18 protein-coding genes are annotated in these 16,434 nt (G+C 32.7%); 10 read left to right on the top strand and 8 right to left on the bottom strand.

From position 1 onward, the window contains the following. The 4 genes from O3884_RS08575 to O3884_RS08560 form a co-directional block, all read right to left on the bottom strand. On the bottom strand, positions 1 to 3,803 hold a 3,803-nt coding region (locus O3884_RS08575; RefSeq protein ID WP_371452927.1), incomplete at its 3' end, for a sialic acid-binding adhesin. Between the two features lie 622 nt (positions 3,804 to 4,425). Next, a complete protein-coding gene (locus tag O3884_RS08570) occupies positions 4,426 to 5,556 on the bottom strand; it encodes a tRNA(Met) cytidine acetate ligase (protein ID WP_371452925.1) in 1,131 nt (376 codons plus the stop codon). A 99-nt stretch (positions 5,557 to 5,655) separates the two neighbouring features. Beyond that, on the bottom strand, positions 5,656 to 6,267 hold the full coding sequence (locus O3884_RS08565; RefSeq protein WP_371452923.1) for a sarcalumenin: 612 nt from the start codon (positions 6,265 to 6,267) through the stop codon (positions 5,656 to 5,658). A gap of 166 nt (positions 6,268 to 6,433) precedes the next feature. After that, positions 6,434 to 7,036 (bottom strand): hypothetical protein, encoded by a 603-nt coding sequence (locus tag O3884_RS08560; RefSeq protein ID WP_371452920.1) that lies wholly within the window; start codon positions 7,034 to 7,036, stop codon positions 6,434 to 6,436. Positions 7,037 to 7,251: 215 nt separating this feature from the next. On the opposite strand from O3884_RS08560, the gene O3884_RS08555 reads away from it, so the two are divergent. The 4 genes from O3884_RS08555 to O3884_RS08540 are packed head-to-tail and all read left to right on the top strand — an operon-like array spanning position 7,252 to position 8,538. Further along, positions 7,252 to 7,446, top strand: a complete 195-nt coding sequence (locus O3884_RS08555) for a DUF1659 domain-containing protein (RefSeq protein ID WP_060913399.1) — start codon at positions 7,252 to 7,254, stop codon at positions 7,444 to 7,446. Positions 7,447 to 7,466: 20 nt separating this feature from the next. Further along, positions 7,467 to 7,679 carry a DUF2922 domain-containing protein gene (locus tag O3884_RS08550; protein ID WP_060913398.1) on the top strand — a complete coding sequence of 71 codons (213 nt, stop codon included), beginning with the start codon at positions 7,467 to 7,469 and terminating at the stop codon, positions 7,677 to 7,679. A gap of 41 nt (positions 7,680 to 7,720) precedes the next feature. Next, positions 7,721 to 7,879, top strand: a complete 159-nt coding sequence (locus tag O3884_RS08545; protein ID WP_081450713.1) for a YvrJ family protein — start codon at positions 7,721 to 7,723, stop codon at positions 7,877 to 7,879. Between the two features lie 23 nt (positions 7,880 to 7,902). Further along, positions 7,903 to 8,538, top strand: coding sequence for a CHAP domain-containing protein (locus O3884_RS08540; RefSeq protein WP_371452916.1), 636 nt, complete (start codon positions 7,903 to 7,905; stop codon positions 8,536 to 8,538). A gap of 108 nt (positions 8,539 to 8,646) precedes the next feature. On the opposite strand, the gene O3884_RS08535 is transcribed toward O3884_RS08540, so the two are convergent. Together O3884_RS08535 and O3884_RS08530 are read right to left on the bottom strand one after the other, a co-directional pair. Beyond that, positions 8,647 to 9,750 carry a LysM peptidoglycan-binding domain-containing protein gene (locus O3884_RS08535; protein ID WP_371452915.1) on the bottom strand — a complete coding sequence of 368 codons (1,104 nt, stop codon included), beginning with the start codon at positions 9,748 to 9,750 and terminating at the stop codon, positions 8,647 to 8,649. 80 nt (positions 9,751 to 9,830) lie between these two features. Next, entirely contained in the window at positions 9,831 to 10,016 is a 186-nt protein-coding gene (locus tag O3884_RS08530; RefSeq protein WP_294681910.1) for a hypothetical protein, read from the bottom strand. A 92-nt stretch (positions 10,017 to 10,108) separates the two neighbouring features. On the opposite strand from O3884_RS08530, the gene O3884_RS08525 reads away from it, so the two are divergent. Further along, entirely contained in the window at positions 10,109 to 10,837 is a 729-nt protein-coding gene (locus tag O3884_RS08525; RefSeq protein ID WP_294681908.1) for a cytochrome c biogenesis CcdA family protein, read from the top strand. Between the two features lie 29 nt (positions 10,838 to 10,866). Next, positions 10,867 to 11,448 (top strand): TlpA family protein disulfide reductase, encoded by a 582-nt coding sequence (locus O3884_RS08520; protein ID WP_294681907.1) that lies wholly within the window; start codon positions 10,867 to 10,869, stop codon positions 11,446 to 11,448. Between the two features lie 108 nt (positions 11,449 to 11,556). Here the strand turns inward: O3884_RS08520 and O3884_RS08515 are convergent, their stop codons facing one another. Continuing rightward, entirely contained in the window at positions 11,557 to 12,390 is an 834-nt protein-coding gene (locus O3884_RS08515) for an acetylxylan esterase (protein ID WP_294681906.1), read from the bottom strand. Between the two features lie 309 nt (positions 12,391 to 12,699). On the opposite strand from O3884_RS08515, the gene O3884_RS08510 reads away from it, so the two are divergent. After that, positions 12,700 to 13,986, top strand: coding sequence for an IS1182 family transposase (locus tag O3884_RS08510; protein ID WP_102170455.1), 1,287 nt, complete (start codon positions 12,700 to 12,702; stop codon positions 13,984 to 13,986). Between the two features lie 152 nt (positions 13,987 to 14,138). Here the strand turns inward: O3884_RS08510 and O3884_RS08505 are convergent, their stop codons facing one another. After that, on the bottom strand, positions 14,139 to 14,624 hold the full coding sequence (locus tag O3884_RS08505; protein WP_006363878.1) for a DUF308 domain-containing protein: 486 nt from the start codon (positions 14,622 to 14,624) through the stop codon (positions 14,139 to 14,141). Positions 14,625 to 14,983: 359 nt separating this feature from the next. Between O3884_RS08505 and O3884_RS08500 the strand changes: the two genes are divergently transcribed. From O3884_RS08500 to O3884_RS08490, 3 genes are read left to right on the top strand one after another with little or no spacing between them, the layout of a single operon-like run. Then, the gene (locus tag O3884_RS08500; protein ID WP_231124726.1) at positions 14,984 to 15,868 is read left to right on the top strand and encodes a hypothetical protein; all 885 of its coding nucleotides are present in this window, start codon (positions 14,984 to 14,986) and stop codon (positions 15,866 to 15,868) included. Between the two features lie 10 nt (positions 15,869 to 15,878). Then, complete coding sequence (locus tag O3884_RS08495; RefSeq protein WP_003147520.1) at positions 15,879 to 16,058, top strand: hypothetical protein; 180 nt, start codon at positions 15,879 to 15,881, stop codon at positions 16,056 to 16,058. An 8-nt stretch (positions 16,059 to 16,066) separates the two neighbouring features. Beyond that, entirely contained in the window at positions 16,067 to 16,351 is a 285-nt protein-coding gene (locus O3884_RS08490) for a TipC family immunity protein (RefSeq protein ID WP_003147518.1), read from the top strand. Positions 16,352 to 16,434: the final 83 nt, after the last annotated feature.

Here is a 16,434-nt window from a genome sequence, read left to right as displayed (position 1 = left end):
TCTGTCTTAGCTTGTTCTACCGCTGCGTTTGTCGTCGCGTTGTCGATTGCTGTTTTTGCTGCGTCTGCTTTTGCTTTCGCATCTTCCTTAGCTTTTGCTTTCTCTTCGTCTGTTAGGTCATTGTTCGCGTCAATCGCGTCGTTCTTAGCTTTTAGTGCATCGTCTATTGCTTTCTTAGCTGCTGGCTTCGCTTGTGCTATCGGATTTACTGAATCTACTGATGTTGCTCCATCTGTCTTAGCTTGTTCTACCGCTGCGTTTGTTGTCGCGTTGTCAATCGCAGTCTTCGCTGCGTCGGCTTTTGCTTTCGCATCTTCCTTAGCTTTTGCTTTCTCTTCCGCTGTTAAGTCGTTGTTCGCATCAATCGCATCGTTCTTAGCTTTAAGTGCATCATCTATCGCTTTTTTAGCCGCTGGCTTTGCTTGCGCCGTTGGATTTACTGAATTTACTGATGTTGCTCCATCAGCCTTAGCTTGTTCTACCGCTGCGTTTGTCGTCGCGTTGTCGATTGCTGTTTTCGCTGTGTCTGCTTTTGCTTTAGCATCAGCTTTCGCTTTTGCTTTCTCTTCCGCTGTTAAGTCGTTGTTCGCATCGATTGCGTCATTTTTAGCTTTTAGGGCATCGTCTATTGCTTTCTTAGCTGCTGGCTTCGCTTGTGCTGTTGGATTTACTGAATCTACACTTGTTGCTCCATCGTTTTTAGCTTGAGTTACTGCATCATTTGTCGTTGCGTTATCGATTGCTGTTTTCGCTGCGTCTGCTTTTGCTTTAGCATCAGCTTTCGCTTTTGCTTTCTCTTCCGCTGTTAAGTCGTTATTTGCATCTATAGCTGCTTCTTTTGCTTTTAATGCTTCATCAACTGCATTTTTTGCATCAGTTTTCTTTTGACTTGCTTGTGGATTGACACTTTCAACATCAGCAACACCCGATGTTTTAGCACTATCTACAGTTGCATTTGTTGTTGCATTGTCGATTGCTGCTTTGGCTGCCGTTGCTCTTGCTTGTGCATCTGCTTTGGCTGCATTCTTCTCTTCTGTTGTTAAATCATTTCTTCCATCAAGTTGTGCTATTTTCGCATTCAGCGCATCTTCAATAGCTTTCTTAGCCGCTGGTTTCGCTACTGCTGTTGGTGTTACTGAACTTACACTCGTTGTACCTGCAGTTTTAGCTGAGTCCACAGCTGCATTTGTTGTCGCGTTGTCGATCGCTGTTTTCGCTGCAGTCGCTTTTGCCTGTGCATCTGCTTTCGCTGCATTCTTCTCTTCTGTTGTCAGAGTATTATTCGCATCAATCGCAGCTTCTTTCTCTCTTAAAGCTGTATCGATAGCTGCTTTTGCTGTATCTTTCTTTGTTGCTACAGGATTATCATTGCTAATCGCTGTTGTTCCTGATGTTTTCGCATTATCTAATGCTGCTTTTGTCGTCACCGAGTTATCATTAATTGCTGTTAAAGCTTTCGTCTTATCGGCATTAACTTTTTCGATTGCAACTGCTTTTTCTTCAGCAGTAGCATTTGTATTTCTATTAATTTCCGCAATTTTATCTTCAGCAGCTTTGTTAACTGCATCAATTGCAGGTTGTTTATTCAAACTTGTGAACTCTGATAAAGGTTTTGTATCAGTTGAACCATCTTTATATGTCACAACAAGATTTCCATTAGCATCTTTTGTAATCGTAGAAATTCTTGTCGCTTGATTGTCTACAGCCTGTCCTCTCTTACTTGTAAGATTTGCATCGTCGTTAGTTTGAGAGTATTCGATTTTTACTTTTTCTTTAATTTTTTCAAATTCTTCTGCAGTTACATTCGCAGGATCTACTACACTTACCTTACCTTCAGGTGCTTTAATATCGTATTTTGATGTTTGGTTTTTCACTACGAATTCAACATATCCCGCTATTTTTTGACGTTCTGCAGGATTAGTAGTTGCATTAATTCTTCCGTTAAAAGGTGCACTTTCTCCATCGTTGTCATCTTTTGCAACGATAACACTTGTCCACTTTTGACCATCTCTTAGGTTAGTAGTTCCAGTCATTTTAATTGTTGCTGTTTTCTTATCTTCAGATATAGAACCTTCTCCACTAGTTACTGCACTATCAACAATATTCCCTACTGCTAACCCAAAACTAGTTGCATTATTGTAGTTAATATCACCAGGACCACGAAGTTTTAGATCTTTAATTTTAGATTCATCCGTTGCAGTAAATGTTAGGTCTGTTTCTTCACCAGAATATATATAAATATTTCTGTTCGCTTCGTTTGAATACGGTAGATTAACAACCGGTGGAATATTTTTTTGTACAATTTCACTTACCGGTTTTGTCTTCGTAGAACCGTCTGTAAATGTAACAACAATATTATTTCCAACGATATTAACCGATTGAATAACATCTTCAGGATGTTCTACTAAAGTTCCACGTTTATCAGCAAATCTTGCATCTTCGTTTGTTGTTGAATATTCTAATTGAATACTATCTTTGATTTTCTTCAAATCTTCCGCTGTTGGATTTGTTAAACTACTTACAGAAATCTTTTCATCCGTACCCTGAGATCTTAGTGCATATTTTTTGGCTTGTGATTTTAGGACTAAATAGAAATATCCTGGGTCTGCAATACTATCACCTTTTTTAAGATTCTCTCTACCTTGATCATCAACTACCTGAATATAACGAGTACCAACATTTAATGTTTGGTTCTCTTGTTTTGTGTAATCCCTATGTTTTTTTAGTATGTCATTCGGACGACCCGTAATGACGATTTTCGCAGGATTTGCTTGACTCGCATCCGACGTTACTCCTGCTGTCTCCGCACGATTTATTACCGTAGCTGTGAATCCAAATTCAACATCCAGATCATTTTCCGTACCTACAACATTTGGGAATCTTTGTCTTGATCCTTTCTTAATCGTTGCATAACGAATCTTTCCTGTTTCAGAATATACCGGAATTTCTAATGAAAAATGCTCTTCGTTATAGATATAGATTTTCTTCTCATCTGGAATCGAGAATGTGAAATCTACCTTCGGATCTTGATTGACAGCTGCACGGAATGCAGTATTCTTCGCTATCTCTTTTCCATTACGAGGATCTTTCGCTCCTGTGTTTTCAATTGAGTTAGTCTCAACTTTTTTCTCCACATTTCCTGCTGAGTTAGTCTCAACTTTCTTTTCAGTATTTTCAGCTTTTTCACCTACAGTTTCCTTAGAAGTTGCAGACTCTACTACTGGAGTTTCTTTTTTCTCAACTGGTTTATTTCTTAGTTTTGAGTTAACAGAAACCACTAATTTTTGATATGCTTTAGTTAGTTCTTCTTGTGTTGTTGCGCTGGCTAAAGTTGCTTTTGCTGCATTTAAATCAGCTACTAAATTAGCCACACTCTCTTCTGTTTTACTCGCATAAGCTCCATTTGAAATCTTTCCTTCAATTTCACTAATAAAGCTTGATAGTTGTGTTTTATCTAACGTTTTTACAGGCTCTTTTGCAACTTCTTTTTCAGTTTCCTTTACTCCTAATTTTGCAGCTACACCTGCTGCTACTTCCTCTTTTGTAGCTTCTTTAACAACTGGTTTAGCCACTGCTTTTTCAGAGACTGCACCTCCTAATGTCACACCCTCATCTTTTGAATTATCTGTTGTTGTGTTTTTAGAAACTTCTTCACTAGCTTGAGCTACTGCTCCAGCACCAAAAAAGATACTTGCACCTATCACTACTGATGCAGTACCTACCTTAAATTTCTTAATCGAGTAAGTTTCTACTTTTGTTCCTTCTTTTGTTTTCTTTAAATATTGATTATTTTTTCCTATCACTGATGCATCCCTCCTTAAAAATTTATCACTTCGACTTAACTAATATTTTTTTCTCCATTAAAGGATAATAAAACACAGACAAATATGCATTACTATCCTATTTTATAATCATTATTTCATACCCTATATCTTACCAATTTTTACTGTTTTTTTCAAATCATAACCATGTCCTAATAGTATAATATATATTAAATTATAAAATATATTCTTCGTTATTATTGTTGAAAATCATCTTTATTCTTAGTACTTTTTATTGTTCATCCAGTGAACTTTTAAAAAATCGTAAAAATATATTTTAAATAACTATTTAACATTCTGAAGAAATCGTTTTCTTTTTTATAATTTAACCCTTTTTTCAGTTTCTTATATCTTTTACTATCAACTTTTATATAAATAATATAATTGGAAAAATATTTCCTTATTACAGTTTTAATATAATCCATCACATTATATATCATAAAATAATCAAATAATATTATAATAATATTATTAAAATACTAAATAACCTTTATCAATTAACTACTAACTCTTCATTTTATTTATAAATTAAAGAGTAATTCTATCCCTTTATACAAAAAAACAAAAAACAGAGAATCATATTACATAATTCTCTGTTTAACAATTAATCTATTATTTGTACATTTTCTCTAAAGATATCTTTGTTACTAAATAGCAATTCATATATTCTCGCTACCTTAATATCTTGCTCAAACTTCATACTATTTTTGCTATTTAGAAGTGGATGAAGACTAATTTTACCTTCTCTATTAATCTCTCTTATGATAGCTGCTTTACTCTTTTTCACGGCTAGCACTCTAAAATTATTAGTAGAAAAATTCTCTTTGTAATCTTCTTTTGTAGTATTTGTTAAAATATGTAGCAGTACCCTCTGAATTTTCTTATTACTATACCTTTTAGTAGATATTAATTCTACTAAGTTACTATAATTTTCCGCTTTAAGCGACGCTTCATAAACTCTATTTTCTAACCCTTCACCAACATCATAAATTTTCTTTATTCCCTCTTTACCTAAAGATAAAATCTTATATTTTAAATATGGAAATAACGCGGTCTCGGATGCTATAGTCTCTCTTCTCAGATCAGTAACCATCTCTTTTGAAAGGTATTTCTCTATCTTCTCATCATCTATATTATTCCTTATAGCAGTCGCACTCAGATGAATCTCTCCTGAAATATCTGAATTGTTCAAACCTTGCCCTTCTCTTTTTATAGGTATCATTTGGATATTTAATCCCGCTTCTCTAATAGCTTTATAGTAACTATATGCCAAACTGAAATTTGGATTGTTATTTTCCAAACCATATAATACACTATTAATCTTAGCGTGATTAAGACCAGTTTTTAATAGTTTCTTATATTCTTCTTCATTATTATTTTGCTGTTTTGTGTAAATTTCTTCAAAAACACTGACATCATCATTTTCAGTCCCGAAGATTAAGTGCGTTATTCCAGCACCAGATAATATCTCTATACTCTTTTTAGCAAAATCATCACCATATGCGACACTCCCAAGATAAGGCAGAGCAATAACCATATCACAACCACTTCGCACAGCCTCTCTAGCGCGTGTATAACCATCAACTATCGCGACTTCGCCCCTTTGTGTGAAAAATTCACTCATCACACAAATAACTTCACCATTATTTTTATCAGCCAATTTTCTTGCACACTCTATTAAATATCTGTGTCCACTATGTAACGGATTAAATTCAGCAACTATTCCTATTCTCATTTTTTCACCTCACCTCTTACTATTTTTATGTAAATATAAAGATAGCGAGTTTTTCGCTTAATACTTTTAAATACTAAGCAATTCCCTCGCATTCTTTTTTTATTCTTTATTTTCTTCTGTAGTAGCTGGATTTGATACTACTTTTTCCTCATTATTGTCTTCAAAAATATCCACTGTCCAACCTACTAAACTCCCATCTTCTGCAGTAACCTTACTAATAGAAAACTGTCTTGATTTTTTGTCCTCATCAGTCAATCTCTTCACTTCTTTTTTCCCGAAGTCTAGGGCTTCTTTTTGAGATTCAAACACTTTTCCTGTAGTTCCAACTCCTTCTGAGCTAGATAGTTTTTTTCCATTATAATCTTGTTGTTTTGGTGCTTTTGCAACTTCTCCACCATTTACCGTACTTGCATTTTTGTTTTCATTTTGTGTAACTTTATTCTCTACTGAGCCAGTATTTTTATTCTCAGTTTTTTGTTCCTCTTGCTGTTTTACAGTTCGATCATTGTTCTCTTCAGTCTTATTTTCTTTAACATCTTCTTTATCTTTTGTTTTATCTACCTGTTCTTGCTTTTTAGAATTTTGTGAAGTATCATTCTTCTGCACAGATTCTTCTTTACCAAAATAACTTATTGCTAAAAAAATAATACCCGCTAAAACAAGTGAACAAACACTGTATATTAAAATTTTAGTGAACTTGTTGTTTTTCATAGTTTCATATCCTTTTTCATACTTACTCTATATTATACCACTTCTTATAGTATTTTGCTAAGATTTACAGATATTTCATCTCACTTTTAACTCCCCACATTTCATATGCTACACTATAAAGAAAAAACTCATAGCGCTCCTTTTTAGAGTTCTATGAGTTCTCCTATTATCCTTCAGTAATTTTTACAACAACTTCACCTTTATCGTTTCTACCTAATGTGTAACTATAGTTTTTCTTATTCTCTTTTGCCAATCTATTAATTTCTTCATTAGCGTAGTTATGCGCAGCTTCTGAATTGCTGAATGTTCCTGGGGCTACTGCTCCACCATTCGCTTCTGTTACTTCTTTTTTCTCTTCTTTATTAGAGTTATTTGCTACATTATTACTATTATTGCTATTACTGTTATTGTTATTAGCATTATTTTGCGTATTACTTACAGTTTTGTTAGTATTACTTGATTTATTACTTTCTGATTTATCAGATGAGTTTGAAGAAGATGAATTATCTTTACTATTAGAATCTTTATTCTCTCTATATTTTTCCTCATCACTTTTCTCTTTTGATTTAGACTTAGAGCTGTCTTTTTCTTTATCTTTGTCCTTGCTCTTATCTTTATCACTTGATGATGACGAAGTAGTTTCGTTATCTTTTTTCTTAGTAGAATTATCTCCACCTGTAAAATAACTTATACCTATAAATAGAGCACTACATAAGAAAATAGCTAATACAATTCCCCATAATACTTTCAATAATCTATTATCTTTCATTGTATTCCCCTCCTTTGTTTCTAATATATTATAATACTATTTCTTGCATATTTCCACTACTTTTTTTAATTATAATTTATAAAGATAAAATTTAACTTAAATAATTTCACCATAATCAATTTTTTTAGTTGAGAAATATCTCGTATACACTTCGATATGTTTAGTGTCAGAGGCCTAAGACAAAATATAAATATAAAACAAGGGAGATTTTTATTATGAAAATTTTAAAAAAAGTTTTGCATCTAAACTATAACGAACCTAAGGGAGAAAAACGAGTAGTTAAAAGTTATAACTTCGAAGTTGCCCCTACTGCTGAAGACACTGCTTTGAAAGAAGTCGGCGAAGAGTTGAAAAAACTAATTGCTAAAAACATTGAAGATATTGTCACAAGCACAAAAGAATCACTATAATTTTAGGAGGGTATATAATTATGGAGAAAAAATTAAACATTTACTTTAATACTGATAACAAAAAAACTTATCACATCGCTTTATCATTTCCAAAAGATGATTTAAGTAAGGCTACTGTAGAGGCTGTTGCAAGAAAAATTGTTGATACAAAAGTTCTTAACAACGACAAACATACCCTTACAGGATTCAAAAAAGCTACTTACACTACTCGTGAAGTAAGCGAACTTCAATAATAGAAGGGAGGGAGGTGCGGTTCAAGCCGCACCTTTTTTTTATGGATATACTAAATTTTATCAATACTGTAGGTTTCCCTATCTTTGTAGCGGTTTTCTTTCTACTCAAACTAGACAATACTCTACAAAATATAGGTAAAAGTTTAAATGAACTTACACGTATTATAGAAACAAAGTTAAATATTAATATCAAAGAATAGTTTAATATAAGGGAGTAAATATTATGACAAGTCAACAAACAATGGTTAACTGGGCAAAGGATAATGTCTATAAATGGATTGATATGGATGGAATGTACGGAGCACAATGCGTAGATCTAACTATGGCTTATGTAAAAAATTTCGCGGATTTCCAAATTTATGGTAATGCCATCGATTACCTAACTAATCCAATTCCTCCTGGTTGGAGACGTTATTTCAAGGGTGACGATGAAATAGCTCCAGGAGACATAGCAATTTGGCATTGGGGTGATTGGGACAAATTCGGTCATGTCGGTATAGTGATTGAGGTAAATGGAGGAACTATTACCTCTGTAGAACAAAATGTTGATGGCACACCTGAACGCGGAGGTATCGCCCGTATTATGAGTCGTGATGATACTTATCTCGCAGGATTTATCAGACCTAGCTACGATTCAACTGAAGAATGGACTAGGATTCCTGAAACTGGTCATTGCAAACTCGGAAAAGTTACCAACACTTATTATAAAGGAGAGCGCATCTACTATGATAGCTATGTAATTAAAGAAGGATTTGTTTGGATCAGCTATATTTCCTATTCAAATGAGCGCCACTACGTCGCTACTGGAACACATAACGGAAGTGAGAGAACAAGTACATGGGGATCTTTTAGAGAATAAGTATTAATATCGTAGCATAGATATCTTCCAACATCGAAGTCAATAAACAACATAAAAAAAGAAGCGACTGGATATTCCAATCGCTTCTTACTCTTATTTATTCTTTAATTATTTAACGCGGATGTAAACTGGTCCACTACCTAAGTTTGCAGTATTAATTACAGTTTGGTTTCCATTCCATCCACCGTGGATAGCTTGTCCGTTACCTGCGTAAACTCCGATGTGAGCTGCTCCCATACCACCATTTGCATAGTAAACTAAGTCTCCAGGTTGAGCTTGAGATGCTGGAACTACTGTTCCTAAGCTCATGTATCCTGCTGGCCAATCGTGGAAGTTGATTCCTACTGCTTTAAGAGCATTTGTTACTAACATTGTACAATCTTGGAAAGTTCCTAATTGAGCTAATGCAGCTTGGTAGATTGCAGCTCCTTTGTTTGAAGATGCTGCTTGAGTTGTTGCTGCAGCCGCTGGAGCTTGAGTTTTAGCTGTTACTGTTGGTGCTGCTGTTGCAACTGCTGGAGTTGCAGCTGGTTTTTCTGCTGCTTTAGCTACAGCTGGTGTAGCTACTGGTGTTTCTTTCTTAACTTCAGCTTTTGGAGCTTCTTCTTTTTTAGTTTCTACAGCTTTTGTTTCAGCTTTCGCTGGAGCCACTGGTGTAGCTGCCGCTTTTGACGCTGCAGCTGGAGCTGTTGGAGCTACTGTTGCAGCAGCTTTTGGTGCAACTGTTTGAACTGGGTCAACTTTAGCTACAGTTTTTTCTGGAGTGTTTTCCACTACAGTTGCTTTTGGAACTGTTACTTCAGCAGTTTTTACTGCATTTCCATCAACTTTTAATACTGTCCCAACGTAGATTAAGTTAGGATCTGAAATGTTGTTTAATTTAACAAGTTCGTCTACTGTAACACCGAATCTGTTAGCAACTTTTCCTAAAGTATCTCCTAATACTACTGTGTAGTATCCTTGTTCTTTAGCTTGAGCTACTTGAGCTACTGTTGTGTTATAAGTTAATTTATCTCCAGGGAAGATTAATGAACTTGTTAAGTTATTATCTTGCATAAGTTGATCAACAGTTGTTCCGTTGTTGATTGCGATATCCCAAAGAGTATCACCTTTCTTTACTGTATATGTATCAGCGTCTGCGATTTGCGCTAATCCTACTCCTACTGTTGATACGATTGCCGTTGCGGCTACTAATTTTTGTAATTTACTCATCTATTCTAATCTCCTTAAAATTAGGTTTGAGTCAAACGACTCATTTATCTATAATAAATACTGTTTTAATTTCTAAATTTTTAATTTCTATAAACTATTTTTTCTAAACTATAAATATCATAAACCTCATTCAACTTCTGTTGAACTTCGTTATATAATCTTGACATACTACCATTATATGTTCTCATGAAGCCTTTTTCAAGGTTTGTAACAATTTTGTAATAATAACGATAACTCTCTGTTACATTATGCAAAATTCGTAACATTAACGACGTTCTATAAGCAGTTCAATTGCATTTTAAGCGTTTTTATTATATAGTAAACCTGTAATTTTAAATTTTATTTTCAAGGGGGTTTTATGACAGATTTTAATACAGCTAGCTCCGCCTTAAAGATGATTCTTGTCTTCTTAGAAGGGCTTCTATCATTCCTTTCTCCTTGTGTAATACCTATATTACCTATCTATATCGGTATTCTTGCAGGAAAAAAAGAAATGAACGAACGCGGAGAACTAGTCTTCAATAAACGTAACACTATTACAAATACACTATCATTCGTACTAGGTATTTGTTCAACATTTTTCATCCTAGCTTTTGCAACAAGTTTTATTAGTATTTTCTTAAATGAAAATATTAAAACATTGCAAATCGTCAGTGGTGTATTAATCATCTTTATGGGATTATTACAACTAGGAGTATTTAAAATAGGATTCTTAAAACAAGAATTTTCAATAAAAAATAAAGTTAAAAGAAAAGGAAATAAAACTACTCCGATTCTTGCTTTTTTAATGGGATTCACTTTTAGCTTTTCTTGGACACCATGTATCGGACCAATCTTAGCCAGTGTTTTCCTGTATGCATCTAGTCATACTGGAATAATGAGTGTTCTTTTAATTCTTGCATACTGCTTAGGATTTATCTTACCGTTTATCCTTGTTGCATTCTTCGCTTCAAAATTATTAGAACTATTCAAAAAACATACAAACACACTAAAATACACACAAGTTATCTCAGGGATTATCCTTATCTTAATCGGTATCTTAATCCTGAGTGGATCATTTATCACTTTAACTAGATATTTTTCTTAAACTTGTGATTTGAATTGGAGGAAAATAATATGAAAAAACTAACAATACTTAGCGCAACTCTTCTTAGTAGTGCTCTAATTTTAAATGCGTGTTCTTCTGGCTCTTCAGAGAAAAAAGAAGAAACAAATAAACAAACTGCAACATCTTCAACTAGCGAAAATAAAGCTGTTCAAGCTTACGATTTCACAGCTATGGACAAAGATGGAAAAACAGTAAAACTTAGCGACTTCAAAGGTAAGAAAGTTTATATCAATATGTGGGCTAGCTGGTGCGGACCATGTATGAGAGAAATTCCAGAATTAGAAAAAGTATATCAAAAATACAAAAACAATAAAGACTATGTATTTTTATCAATGACTTCTCCTAATGATGCAGAGTTCAAAAACCAAAGTCCTCAAGACAAAGGTAAAGATGTAATCCTTAATAAAGCAAAAGAACTTGGGGCTACTTACCCTGTTCTTTTCGATGTCAATGACCGCTTCATCATAAACTACGCAATTCGTTCATTCCCGACTCACATCTTAATCAATAGTGATGGTACGTTTGAAACTAGAATTGCTGGTGCGGTGACAGAAGAATCACTTACAAAAGAATTAGAAAAACTTAAATAATAAATAATCCGAGTCTAATATGTTAATATACATTTGTAAACGAAGACTTCATGTCTCCTATAAATTTATGTAACTATCTAGATTCGGATCTTTTTCTAATTACTAAGATTACTTATCAGCACTGCTCTTCATCGTATTTTTCAACCACTTTTCAAGTAACTTGACATGAAGATTTTCTTCTTCACACTCAAAGATAGTAACTTCGTTTTGTTTAAATATTCTTTCTAACTTATTATTAAGAATACTATTCTTTTCATCTAGATTTGAATATCCAAAATACACTTTTGCATCAACTCTCTCTGCATATTTTAAGACATCTATTTCTTTTAATCTCATCAATAAATACTCTTCTCTTTCAGGATAGTTACGCGCATATTCTCTTATTCCATCATACACACCTACATCAAGATCATTATCAAAAATATATTTAAAATCAAAGTTCTGCACATTTGAAATAAATAGCCTATTAACTGACTCTCCTACAGCTGAAACCACAATTCCTATTGCTGCTCCTTGGCCTTTAGCAACAACATTCACCTCTAAATTCGGAAATTCTCTTTTTAGAATACTCACGAAATCTATCCCATCTTGATAGGCATAATTATAATATAACTCCTCATCGCTATTATTATTTAGAAAAGGAAAATAAATTGAAGCAGGTTGCTTATTTTCACTTCTCCCCCTATCTCCCCTGACATGAAGTGTTGCACCACTATACCCTAAGGCATAATAGTTCATGAGCCCTAAAAAGCCTCTAGGTACTTCTTCATAATCTGGAAATTCTAGTATAAATCCTTTATTATTAACTTTTTTAACGACAATCTCCGCATGAATTTTTGAATAATCTACAGCATCGAATTCAACTGTCAATAATTGAAATTCCAGCTCATCTCTAACAATATTAATCTTATAATTTAGTTCTCTTTCTTCTACTAAGTTCATTTTTCTATCGCTCCAGCACACATTTTTCCCTTTAATTATATCTTATTATCTTTGATAAAGATAACGTATAGCTTTATTACATCAAAATATACTCATTTCTATCACAAACATTTTACTCTCCTTTTTTTTAACATATTACTCACTACACTTACAATTAATTAAGTACACAAAAAAATAATCCTCAACACTAGGTTGAGGATTATTTTCAGGCTGTTGACAAATGCAGAAACTGCATGAGTCAGCAGCCTATTTTAATGAGAAAAAGTGCTGAAAATGTTATAATATAAGTATATAGAGGGGGTTTTTAGTATGTTTAATAAAAAAGAAAATATCAAAGATGAAATAATATTAATGACGTTATCAGAACTAGTTCCTACAAATCACTTTTTAAGAAAAGTAGCCGAAGCAATTGATTTTAAATTTATTTATGATTTGACAGAAGAATACTATAGCCACACATCAGGTAGAAATTGTTTAGACCCTGTAGTATTATTCAAATTAGTGTTTTTAAAAGATTTCTATGGAATAAAATCAATGAGAGAAACAATAAAAAGAATAGAAACAGATGCTGCATTTAGATGGTTTTTAGGGATACCATTTTCTAAACCAGTTCCACACTACTCTACATTTTCACAAAACTATATTCGACGTTTCCAAGGAACTGATGTGTTCGAACAAATATTTATTAATATAGTAAATCAAGCAATAGAAAAGAAACTAGTAGGTGGTAATGAGTTTTTTACTGATTCAACACATATTAAAGCCAACGCAAATAAAAAGAAATTCAAAGTTGAAGTAACTACAAAAATAAAAAAAAGAAAATTAGATTTAGAAAAAGAAATAAATGAAGAGAGAAACAAAAAAGGAAAAAAGCCTTTTGAGTACAAAGAGGAACAAGTTGTAAAAAAGCAGAAAATTAACACTACCGATCCGGATAGTGGATATTATCACAGAGACCATAAAGAAGAAGGTTTTATGTATTTAGACCATAGAACTGTCGATGGGAAAAACAATATAATTATAGATTGCCATATAACTCCAGGTAATACTCATGATAGCGGTCCGTATATAGATAGACTAAATCAGATAGAAAAAACCTTTGGATTAATACCAGGTAAAGTTGCGTTAGATAGCGGATATTATTCTCTAGACATACTAAAACAGTTAGATAAAAAAAATATATTTTCAGTAATAGGATATAGAAGATTCTCAAGATCAAAAGATAACAAATATTTTAAATACTTACAAGAAAAAGATATATATGTGGATAAACGAACAGGAGAAATATTTAGATACAGAAACATTGATAGAAATGGATATAAACAATATAAGAGTGATGATAAAAACGAAAAGAAAATAATAAGACGCCATATAAATGCGGATTATTATGATGAAGCTAGGTTAAGACGTATATCAAAAGAAGGAAAACTATTGTATAAGAGAAGAAAAGAAACAATAGAACGTAGCTTTGCGGATTCTAAACAAAATCACGGATACAGGTATGCACGATATAGAGGAAAAGCCAAAGTACAGTCGTACGCTTGGCTGTCTTGTTGCGTCCAAAATATGAAAACAATCGCATTAAGAGAGGTATAAACCCTCTTAATACTACTAAATACTACTGGATTTTTGCCTTAAGGCTTATTTTTTTTGAAAAAAAATACCATAACATCAATACTAGCTTGATATTTCGGTATTTTTGTCAACAATCTAAGTGTCTGAAAATATATTTTCAGACACTTTTTATGCTAATTTTTATTTAACGAAAAAATATATGATAAACCGTTTGTTATGACTCCAAATGCTAATATTTTAGCTATAGTTGCAAATCCTACAATAGGATTTAATAACATAATAAAAGAATAAATGATACCTAAAACTGCTAGAGCTATCTGTATCATATACCATTTTTGGTCCCTGTTTCTAAGTAGGCTTTGAAGGTGAAATATTGACATACTTAAAAAACTAAAAATAAATATCCATAAAATAACTATTAATGAAACAAATGGTACTAAGAACATACTTAGTCCAATTGCAAGGGATACTAATATATTTCCCCAAGGAATAGGTTTTACCTTTTTATATAAGCTATAAATTAAGAGTGCACTGGCAGCTGATAATTGTGTTATCCCAAATGCAATTGAATATGTAGCAATTGTATCTAAAGGATGATTCCATAAGAATAATCCGAAGATTAAGTAAAAAACACCAACGATAATATTTAGTATTTTCATTTTGACTCCTCCTAAATTTAGTATATGCTCATTGTAGCATAAAAGTTAAATTATTGCAATATCAACTCTTTATATAAAATCATAGGTCTTGTCTAGCAGATAGACGATAGCATGATCGGAGCCATGCGGTCATCGCCGGTCATCTGCGGTCAGACAAGACCTGTTTTTAGTAGTCAAAATGGTTGTAAGATGCTACAATAGGGCTATTAACATATCAAAGAGAATGGTCACGGTTAAGAAAATTGACGTTGTATTTTTTAATTTTCGAGTCAAAAAATAACTATGCCCCCCCAATTTCTAATAGGGGGGATAACACTTGGAAAATCATAGAAGCTTTAGAGAATGTAGTTGAACAAAGAATGGCAATAGCAGAAAAAAGATGGAGTCCTTTTTCAAAAACGTTCTCAATACCAAGTAGAGAAGAGATGGAGTGGACGGATATAATAGAAGGTAAATGGCAAGAAAGAGATTATACCCAAGATGAGCTTGACTATAAGGAGACCTTAAAAGTTCAATATGGTTTTGACGATAAAGCAGCAAGAATAATTGTAAAGCTTAAAAGAAATATTTATAATAATCCTAAAATAAGAAAAGATAGAAAAGACTATGTGTTTACGAGATTACTTGGTGGGTTGAGTTATGGTCATGAGGATAACGGTTTATTGAAACGGTTTATGTGGAATAATACAGCTGGTCAAATGTATAAAGATCTAGATATAAAGGAACAAATGACAATAAATTTCAAACTAACCGAAAGCGAATACGTATATTTAAAATATAAAGTTAGAATACAGCATGAAAATTATGGCTACTATAATACTATACAAAAAGAACTACTTCCACAATATAAAAAAACTATGGAAACGGTATTAGGACGTGAAATAACAGAGGATGAGTTTGAAAAATTGTGGAATAAACAGATAGATGCGTTTAAAGGTAAAACAGACTTTTCTCATCAATATATTACAATGGCTACGCATCTGTATGGAAAATCACGTCTTGCAGATTTGCGTGGAGGACATGAAAATACAAATGACATGTCAGGGTGGTTAGGTGATACAACAGATGTAGCCGATACTAAGCCAAGTATAGGGAATGATGATTATAAGGCTGATTTAGATGCGGTCAATATAATAAATATAATGAAAAAAAGAAACCTTGATTTTATAAATGTAAGTAATGAATATTACAACAATCTTGAAAATGGTATCCTCAATCGAGCAGAAGAATTTAAAAAAATATAGATCTTGAAAAATGAAAAATAAAATTTACAATCAACTTAGTGAAAAATATGTAGATGTAGAGGGGAAAAGGATAGCAAGAGTACCAAGTAATATAAATTACATAAAAGAAAATCATCATCCAACCTATAACTTTATAAAAAGTTTAGAAGATAATAAAAATGACATACAAGATTACTATAATGAAAAGTAGGTGCTTTCATGAAACAGCTAAGTAAAAAATGGAAAATATTTATAATAACAATAGTAGTTTTAATAGGAAGCTTCTATGGATATTATAAAATAAACAATAGAAATGCATTTGAAGAAATGTATAATTCATACTATAATTTTATACCGGCAACAGCATTATATAATATGCCCCAAATAGAGCCGATGCCAAGAGATGAAATAGGATTAGATATAGCAGAACTATATTATAAAGATACTAAGAATGATATGAAAATTGAATTTTCTCTTATATCTTTTAATAATGAAAAAAAGTAATACTAACAGGCTCTCCTTTGTTATAATATTAACGAAAATTATAGCATATAAAAAGTGTCTGAAAATATATTTTCAGACACTTT

It is taken from the genome of Gemella sp. 20925_1_85 (genome assembly GCF_041433735.1).
GTDB lineage: Bacteria > Bacillota > Bacilli > Staphylococcales > Gemellaceae > Gemella.
Note: the sequence above shows the minus strand (reverse complement) of the source record. Positions and strands in the feature narration are given on the sequence as shown.

Coding starts and splice junctions, on each gene's coding strand:
- O3884_RS08570 (WP_371452925.1), bottom strand. CDS start 5,556: ATGAGAATAGGAATAGTTGCTGAATTTAATCCGTTACATAGTGGACAC.
- O3884_RS08565 (WP_371452923.1), bottom strand. CDS start 6,267: ATGAAAAACAACAAGTTCACTAAAATTTTAATATACAGTGTTTGTTCA.
- O3884_RS08560 (WP_371452920.1), bottom strand. CDS start 7,036: ATGAAAGATAATAGATTATTGAAAGTATTATGGGGAATTGTATTAGCT.
- O3884_RS08555 (WP_060913399.1), top strand. CDS start 7,252: ATGAAAATTTTAAAAAAAGTTTTGCATCTAAACTATAACGAACCTAAG.
- O3884_RS08550 (WP_060913398.1), top strand. CDS start 7,467: ATGGAGAAAAAATTAAACATTTACTTTAATACTGATAACAAAAAAACT.
- O3884_RS08545 (WP_081450713.1), top strand. CDS start 7,721: ATGGATATACTAAATTTTATCAATACTGTAGGTTTCCCTATCTTTGTA.
- O3884_RS08540 (WP_371452916.1), top strand. CDS start 7,903: ATGACAAGTCAACAAACAATGGTTAACTGGGCAAAGGATAATGTCTAT.
- O3884_RS08535 (WP_371452915.1), bottom strand. CDS start 9,750: ATGAGTAAATTACAAAAATTAGTAGCCGCAACGGCAATCGTATCAACA.
- O3884_RS08530 (WP_294681910.1), bottom strand. CDS start 10,016: ATGTTACGAATTTTGCATAATGTAACAGAGAGTTATCGTTATTATTAC.
- O3884_RS08525 (WP_294681908.1), top strand. CDS start 10,109: ATGACAGATTTTAATACAGCTAGCTCCGCCTTAAAGATGATTCTTGTC.
- O3884_RS08520 (WP_294681907.1), top strand. CDS start 10,867: ATGAAAAAACTAACAATACTTAGCGCAACTCTTCTTAGTAGTGCTCTA.
- O3884_RS08515 (WP_294681906.1), bottom strand. CDS start 12,390: ATGAACTTAGTAGAAGAAAGAGAACTAAATTATAAGATTAATATTGTT.
- O3884_RS08510 (WP_102170455.1), top strand. CDS start 12,700: ATGTTTAATAAAAAAGAAAATATCAAAGATGAAATAATATTAATGACG.
- O3884_RS08505 (WP_006363878.1), bottom strand. CDS start 14,624: ATGAAAATACTAAATATTATCGTTGGTGTTTTTTACTTAATCTTCGGA.
- O3884_RS08500 (WP_231124726.1), top strand. CDS start 14,984: ATGGCAATAGCAGAAAAAAGATGGAGTCCTTTTTCAAAAACGTTCTCA.
- O3884_RS08495 (WP_003147520.1), top strand. CDS start 15,879: ATGAAAAATAAAATTTACAATCAACTTAGTGAAAAATATGTAGATGTA.
- O3884_RS08490 (WP_003147518.1), top strand. CDS start 16,067: ATGAAACAGCTAAGTAAAAAATGGAAAATATTTATAATAACAATAGTA.